The sequence below is a fragment of the Lapidilactobacillus concavus DSM 17758 genome (assembly GCF_001435835.1).
GTDB classification, from domain to species: domain Bacteria; phylum Bacillota; class Bacilli; order Lactobacillales; family Lactobacillaceae; genus Lapidilactobacillus; species Lapidilactobacillus concavus.
Genome location: NZ_AZFX01000044.1, coordinates 1 through 7,388 on the forward strand (window position 1 = coordinate 1; position 7,388 = coordinate 7,388).

The window sequence follows — 7,388 nt, forward strand, 5'->3', positions numbered from 1 at the left end:
CCCCTAGGATTCACACTTTTATTATTTAAAGTGTAAACCCTAAGGGGTATTGTACGCTCAAGCATGAAAGCGGTTTTTGAAATAATGGTTAACTATGTTACGATAACAGCAAGTCTATCAATTGATCTGACGATTGATGCGTTGATCTCTTTTCGTCGAGATTGATCTGGAGGTGCTGTCGTGGCTGAATTCGAGTTGTTTGCAGGGTTGGATGTTTATCAGTATTTTGAAATTAAGGAAGAATGCTTGATTCATGAAATCGATGATTTAACAGCTGCTGAGTTGGCTGGCCGTACTGTGGCGACATGGCAGGCAGATTTATTGGCGAAATATCGGATCGAGCCGGTACGTTTCTATCCATACGACGCACAGTTTACCTGTGAGGAAGCAATGGTCGCGCCAATTTCGCTAGCGGATTGGGTGCCAGATGTTGATCCACATAAAGATGACCCGCCTGAACCGGGTTATTTGGTGATGGCGACATTTCCTTTCTCTGGCGACGAAGTGATGCTATACGTGAGGCCGAGTGAGTTTGCCTACAAGCCCTATCTGGCGACGTCGGTCACTGCGCCGACGACCGATCAACTGGGGACGATCACGATCAAACGTGAGTTTCAGATCGGGCGAGTCGCGCCGGATCAGGTCGAGTGGGAGGCCGATCGTCTGGTCACGGAGCTGGGATATCACTTCTTCAAGCTGTTTAAGATCAGTGCGCATGATACCCAGCAATACAACGCCAGTTTACCTGCCTTGATCGAGGAGGAAATGATTAAACGACTGTCAAAGCCATCTACAAACGAACCATAGTCGACTGTGGATTGGAATCTTGGTTCGAAGTCATCGCTTGAATCAATTCGTCGAATCAATCAGTCGCAGCTACACGCGGGTCATTGACGTTGATGGCACTTTTCATTTTTTTCAGTGACGGCTCCTGGAGAGTGACGCACGATTGTTTGAAGATTCCTTAAATTCCTTCTATTAATAACCGTTTAATGGTAAAATTAGACCCGTAATCGATTTTTGATTTTGTTTTTTTGTGGTAGTTAAATTGACTTTCGGAGGTATTTTCATGAAAGGTATTATTCTAGCAGGTGGTTCTGGCACGCGTCTTTATCCGATTACTCGTGCAATCTCGAAGCAATTGATTCCAATCTATGACAAACCAATGATTTACTATCCCATGTCAACATTGATGCTGGCCGGGATTCAAGACATCTTGATCATTTCGACGCCGAAGGATCTCCCTCGTTTCGAAGAGCTGTTCAGTGACGGCTCCGATTTGGGATTGAATATTTCTTACAAGGTTCAAGATCATCCAAATGGGTTGGCCGAAGCCTTTATCTTAGGCGCTGATTTTATTGGTGATGATTCGGTTTGCTTGATTTTGGGCGACAATATTTTTTACGGTGGTGGCCTTTCGAAGTTGTTGCAGGAATCTGCTGCTAAGGAAAGTGGCGCGACTGTCTTTGGCTATCACGTCAACGATCCTGAACGTTTCGGCGTGGTCGACTTCGACGAGAACATGCATGCCAAGTCTATCGTTGAGAAGCCAGAACATCCGGCCAGCAATTACGCTGTCACGGGGCTCTATTTCTATGATAACGAAGTGGTTGAGATTGCGAAGAATATCAAGCCTTCAGCTCGTGGTGAGTTAGAAATTACCGATATTAACCAGGAATACTTGCGTCGTGGTCAATTGGATGTTCAATTGTTGGGACGTGGTTTTGCTTGGCTGGACACCGGGACTCACGAATCTCTGCAGAAGGCTTCGAGCTTCATCGAATCTATCGAACATCGCCAGAATCTGCAGATTTCCTGCCTAGAAGAGATTGCTTATCGCATGGGCTACATTACCCTCGAGAAGATGGTCGAACTGGCACAACCGCTTAAGAAGACGGAATACGGTCAGTATCTGTTGAACTTAGCAAAACAACAAGCTGGTAAATAAGACAGCTGCCATTTTAAAGATCAATGCGCGTGCTGCTTGTTTGTCAAGCGTCACGCCATAATTTTCATCGTCTATAGGAGGTTCTTTCCATATGAAAAATATCATCGTCACAGGTGGTGCTGGCTTCATCGGCAGTAACTTCGTTCATTATGTCGTGAAGTTTCATCCCGAGGTTCACGTGACTGTTCTAGATAAATTGACATACGCCGGCAACCGCGCCAACTTGGCTGGCTTGCCTGAAGATCGCGTCGAGTTAGTCGTCGGCGATATTTGCGACGCCGAATTGGTTGATCGTCTCGTTAGCAAGGCCGACGCTGTCGTTCATTACGCTGCAGAAAGCCACAATGACAACTCGTTGAATGACCCCGCACCATTTATTCAGACAAATATTGTCGGGACTTACACGTTGATCCAAGCTTGCCGCAAATATGACGTCCGTTATCACCATGTTTCAACGGATGAAGTGTATGGCGACTTGCCACTTCGCGAAGATTTACCCGGCCATGGCGAAGGTCCTGGTGAGAAATTCACCCCAGAATCACGCTATAACCCAAGTAGTCCCTACTCATCTTCGAAGGCTAGCTCAGACATGCTCGTTCGCGCTTGGGAACGTTCATTCGGGTTACGCGCCACGATTTCGAACTGCTCGAACAATTATGGCCCTTACCAACATATTGAAAAGTTCATTCCTCGTCAGATTACGAACATCCTCTGCGGCATTCGTCCCAAACTTTATGGTAGCGGCAAAAACGTTCGCGACTGGATTCACACGAATGATCATTCTCGTGCCGTGTGGTTGATCCTGACCGAAGGCAAGATCGGCGAAACTTACTTGATTGGTGCCGATGGCGAAAAGGATAACGTCACTGTTTTGGAAATGATCTTGGAAGCCATGGGTCAACCTAAAGATGCCTATGACTTGGTCAAAGACCGTCCAGGCCACGACTTGCGCTATGCCATCGATTCCACCAAATTACGCACGGAGCTCGGTTGGAAGCCTGAATTTACTGACTTCAGAACCGGCCTCCAACACACGATCGATTGGTATACTGAGCATGAAGACTGGTGGAAAGCTGAGAAAGACGCCGTTGAAGCTAAGTATGCCAAGAACGGTCAATAATCACGGGCGATCCGCACCAATTACCAAACACGACATCAATAATCGCGCCTGATCAGCCTATCAATAGCAGGATCATTTTCTGTTGCAGTTGAGATTGCTGAAATGTCGTGATCTCTCGTGAAGTCATCATTAAGGAGCAAATCAATTCATGGAAATTTTAATTACCGGCGCAAATGGCCAATTAGGTACGGAATTACGTCACCTCTTAGATGAGCGTGGCAAGGCGTATACGGGCACGGACACACATGAGCTAGACATTACCGACGAAGCTGCAGTTAACGCTTATTTCGAAGCTAACCAGCCTAAAATCGTCTATCATTGCGCAGCTTATACTGCAGTGGATGCTGCAGAAGAAGAACCTGGCAAGCACATCGACGAACAGGTCAACGTTGTTGGAACGACCAACATTGCCAAGGCTGCTGCTAAAGTCGGCGCAACCCTAATCTACATCAGCACTGACTACGTTTTTGATGGCACCAATCCCGGCATGTACACTGAGAATGACCAACCCGCACCAAAGAACGAGTACGGCCGCACGAAATTTCTCGGCGAACAAGCAGTTGCCAAATACGCAGAGAAATATTACATCATCCGCACCTCATGGGTCTTCGGACTTTACGGCCACAACTTCGTCTACACGATGTTGAAACTTGCCGAAACGCATGACAAATTGACCGTCGTCGACGATCAATTCGGCCGCCCAACCTGGACCCGCACACTCGCGGAATTCATGGACTACGCCGTCGAAAAGAACCTCGATTACGGCCTATACCAACTTTCCAACGAGAACTCATGCAACTGGTATGAATTTGCCAAAGAAATTCTCAAAGACACGAAGACGACAGTTACCCCAGTCACTTCGGAACAATACCCACAGAAAGCTTACCGACCACGCCACTCCATCATGGACCTAAGCAAAGTCGAAGCAACAGGTTTCAAGATCCCAACCTGGCAAGAAGCCTTAGCAGCATTCAAAGCCAAGATGTAACAAAATACAATAGCCGCTTTCTGAGCGTGAAACTCGGGGGACGGCTATTTTTGGTTCTTCGTCAACTGAAGTTGGATGTAAGCTGATTCCTGAGACAACTTTTAAGAGAGGGTATAATGAATAAATCGTCTCTCTGCGACCAACAGCTGTTTTCCCCTCATTAACTTTTTTACCTTCCGAGGTCCGTTTTCACAGTTGTCAAACGTTATCTATAGTGTAAGCCAATCAGAACTAAGCCGGCCGGCGGACTTACAAGTACGCACTGATGAGGAGGAAGCAAGATGGAGAAGAAATGGGAAAGCACGAGTTTAGCGTATACCTTGATGGGGGATAGCTATCCTGAAGGCAAAAAAATTCGGAAATTTAGCAATGCGGCTGAATCGCCAACCGAAGAACAATTAGGACGATTCGGAGACGCGATTGCCAAGCTGGGTCTCGGTGATACAGCCATGATGGTGGAATTGACCACGAAGAAGCGGATGGCGTTGTAAGCTGAAGCTGAGACGATCAGCGTGAATGAATCAATTAATTTTAAATGGTAGTCAGTCAATATCAGCACGACCTAATCGAATCATGTTCCTAGTTCAATCAACAAATCAATCACTAGAAATGGAGAAATGACCATGAAAAAACTACAAATGCGCTACAAAGGATCTACTGGTAAGAAACATACCTTGTCGATGAGCGACATCAATGAGCAGCTCGATGATCAGACTGTTCGCGAACAAATGACGGCAATCGCGACAGTGGGTCTGTTCGAAAAAGATAAAGAATTACTCTATGCTCAGCCGCTTGCGGCGAATTATTCCGAGACGATCATCACACCAATTTTCAACGATGAGGAGTTGGTGGATGAGGCAGGGGTAGCAGGAGCGGACACGTCGCAAGCGGCGGCAGATGCCACGACTGATCTTGAGGATCCAGCGACCACGCCAGAAGATACAGTCCCCCAGAATTAACAATAGCTGATTTAACGCTGCTTTCAACGGCGGTCCACGGGAAAGTGAGTGCTCAATCAACGGCTTCGCATTTCCAAAGCAGCCAGGTTCAATTGCCACATCTGAAATTTCAACGACTCCCTAATTTCAGATGACGTCCGCATTCGACATTGGGTAAGTCTTCACCTGAAAGGCCACAATCGTCTGGGTCATCGCCACTTTTTAGAGAAAAAACTCGATGATCCAGACTTGGTCCTTCGGTCAACCCGCGCGTTTTTGCATGGAAAAATGTCGAGTCAAGTCATTTCTTAAAAAATAATGACGGTTATTGAAGAATGTCATCAAAATGTAACATTTTAAGATTAAATTAAGAAATAGGGGTTTCAAGCGGTTTGTTCCCTGTTAATAATCGGTATTTCTTATTGTAAGATACGAATGATAAGCTTGTCATCTAAACGTTTACGCAGTGTCACAATTCTGTAACATGATAGTTGTAACATGTCAGTCATAAGTCATAATTAACTTCAGTCTAAAGTTTTAGAGAAACTGGCTTTTTACTAATAAAGAGGGGTTTTACTTTATGAAGCAGAATAAAAAAGTGGCATCATTAATGATTGGTATGGGCGTATTAGCAGCAGGCGCAATCGCAACTCAACAGACCAATGAAGCACAAGCCGCAACAACAACTCGTAAAGTTGCTTATACAGCGGGTGCAACAACTGTATGGACTAGCCCTGAGGTTGGTCAGAAAGTTAAACGTTACGTTTTACCACATCAACAACTTGAATTCGTCGCAAGCAAAAAAGTTTATAGCACAACTTGGTTACAAACCACAGATGGTGGCTGGGTACCCGATGTTTATTTGGATATTGAAGCAGCAACAGCTGTTGCCGCACCAGTCGCTTCAACAACCTCGCCAGTGGCTCCTGTAACTTCATCAAACACAACTGCAGCAACAACTGCCGCACCAGCAGCTGCTGGCAAAGTGACTGCCGCTTATCATGGCGGTGCAACCACAGTTTGGGCAGATCCTTCTTCATTGCAAGTTAAGAGCTATCTGTCTGAAGGCCAGTCAGCAAGTTACGTGGCAACACGCCAAGCTGGCAGTTCAACCTGGTATCAATTACAAAATGGTGGCTGGGTTCACAGCAGCTATGTCACGACTGGTTCACGTTCACAAGCGACTGCCGTAGTCACAACACCAGCAGCAACAACTAACAAAACGACAACGACGACCACAGCCACACAGCCAGTCGCTTCAACACCAGCAACACCTTCGACTTCTACTGCTAGTCAAACAACCACTGTTGCCAAACCTGCCGTAACCGCACCAGCAGCTACGCCAGCCGCACCAGCAGTACCATCGACGGTTTTAGGATCAGTGACAGCTAACTATGCCGGTGGTGCAACGACTGTTTGGACAGATGTTAATGCATCAAGTGTCAAGGGTTATATTGGCGAAGGTCAGACTGTAAGCTATGTCGCAACGAAGACAGTCAATGGCACCACTTGGTATCAAATCAAGAATGGTGGCTGGATCAACGGTGCTTATGTTGGCACTCAAGGCGCAACCTCGAATGCTTCGAATAGTTCGTCTACAAACTCATCATCAACGAGTTCAAATAGCTCGAACGCTTCAACAAGCACTTCAACACCATCAACTTCAACTGGCTCAAACAGTTCATCTAACAGCTCAAGTGTAACTACACCCGTTGTTAACAAGCCTGTTGTCAATAAACCAGTCGTTAACAAACTAGTCGTTAACAAACGAGTTGTTACAACACCATCAACACCTTCAAACGGCATCAGCTCAGCTGCATTAATTGCCTACGCTAAAAAATTCAGAGGCACACCATACCAATGGGGTGGTAAAGGGCCAGCAACCTTTGATTGCTCTGGCTTTACATCTTATGTCTTTAACCATTTTGGTAAGTCAATTGGTGGCTGGACTGTCCCTCAAGAGAGCGCTGGTACAGTTAAGTCAGTGAGCGCTGCTAAACCCGGAGACTTGATCTTCTGGGGTGCACGTGGCAACACTTACCACGTTGCAATCTATATTGGCGGTGGCCAATATATTGCTGCGCCAAAACCAGGTGATGCTGTTAAGATTTCAAACATTAGCAGTTACTTCGCACCAAGCTTCGCTGTTAGCGTCCCAGGTGTATACTAGAATTAAGATCTAATTGAATTGATTGTTAGAAAGCCGCTTGTTCTTGGAGCGGCTTTTTTGTGTTCTGATGTGATTTAGATCCGTCAGTCCACTGTATATCTGACTTCAAACCCGTCAGTCCACTCCGTTCCCTGACTCAGATGGGAAGGCAGCGTTGAGCTTTAAATTGAGAAGTAGAAACTAACTTGTATTGCTAACCCAGTTATTCAATTGGTTAGACTAAA

At 46.0% G+C, this 7,388-nt stretch carries 7 protein-coding genes; all 7 read left to right on the plus strand.

All coding sequences use genetic code 11. The features are described 5' to 3' along the window. The first annotated feature begins 180 nt into the window (after nucleotides 1-180). Nucleotides 181-807 carry a hypothetical protein gene (locus tag FC15_RS04965; RefSeq protein ID WP_057824559.1) on the plus strand — a complete coding sequence of 209 codons (627 nt, stop codon included), beginning with the start codon at nucleotides 181-183 and terminating at the stop codon, nucleotides 805-807. Between the two features lie 262 nt (nucleotides 808-1,069). Beyond that, on the plus strand, nucleotides 1,070-1,948 hold the full coding sequence (rfbA, locus tag FC15_RS04970; protein WP_057824561.1) for a glucose-1-phosphate thymidylyltransferase RfbA: 879 nt from the start codon (nucleotides 1,070-1,072) through the stop codon (nucleotides 1,946-1,948). 91 nt (nucleotides 1,949-2,039) lie between these two features. After that, nucleotides 2,040-3,068 carry a dTDP-glucose 4,6-dehydratase gene (gene rfbB / locus FC15_RS04975; protein ID WP_057824563.1) on the plus strand — a complete coding sequence of 343 codons (1,029 nt, stop codon included), beginning with the start codon at nucleotides 2,040-2,042 and terminating at the stop codon, nucleotides 3,066-3,068. A 148-nt stretch (nucleotides 3,069-3,216) separates the two neighbouring features. Beyond that, the gene (gene rfbD, locus FC15_RS04980) at nucleotides 3,217-4,056 is read left to right on the plus strand and encodes a dTDP-4-dehydrorhamnose reductase (protein ID WP_057824564.1); all 840 of its coding nucleotides are present in this window, start codon (nucleotides 3,217-3,219) and stop codon (nucleotides 4,054-4,056) included. Between the two features lie 281 nt (nucleotides 4,057-4,337). Beyond that, nucleotides 4,338-4,547, plus strand: coding sequence for a DUF1659 domain-containing protein (locus tag FC15_RS04985; RefSeq protein WP_057824566.1), 210 nt, complete (start codon nucleotides 4,338-4,340; stop codon nucleotides 4,545-4,547). Between the two features lie 132 nt (nucleotides 4,548-4,679). Beyond that, the gene (locus FC15_RS04990) at nucleotides 4,680-5,015 is read left to right on the plus strand and encodes a DUF2922 domain-containing protein (protein WP_083479108.1); all 336 of its coding nucleotides are present in this window, start codon (nucleotides 4,680-4,682) and stop codon (nucleotides 5,013-5,015) included. A gap of 559 nt (nucleotides 5,016-5,574) precedes the next feature. Further along, nucleotides 5,575-7,164, plus strand: a complete 1,590-nt coding sequence (locus FC15_RS04995) for a C40 family peptidase (protein ID WP_057824568.1) — start codon at nucleotides 5,575-5,577, stop codon at nucleotides 7,162-7,164. The last annotated feature ends 224 nt before the right edge of the window (nucleotides 7,165-7,388 follow it).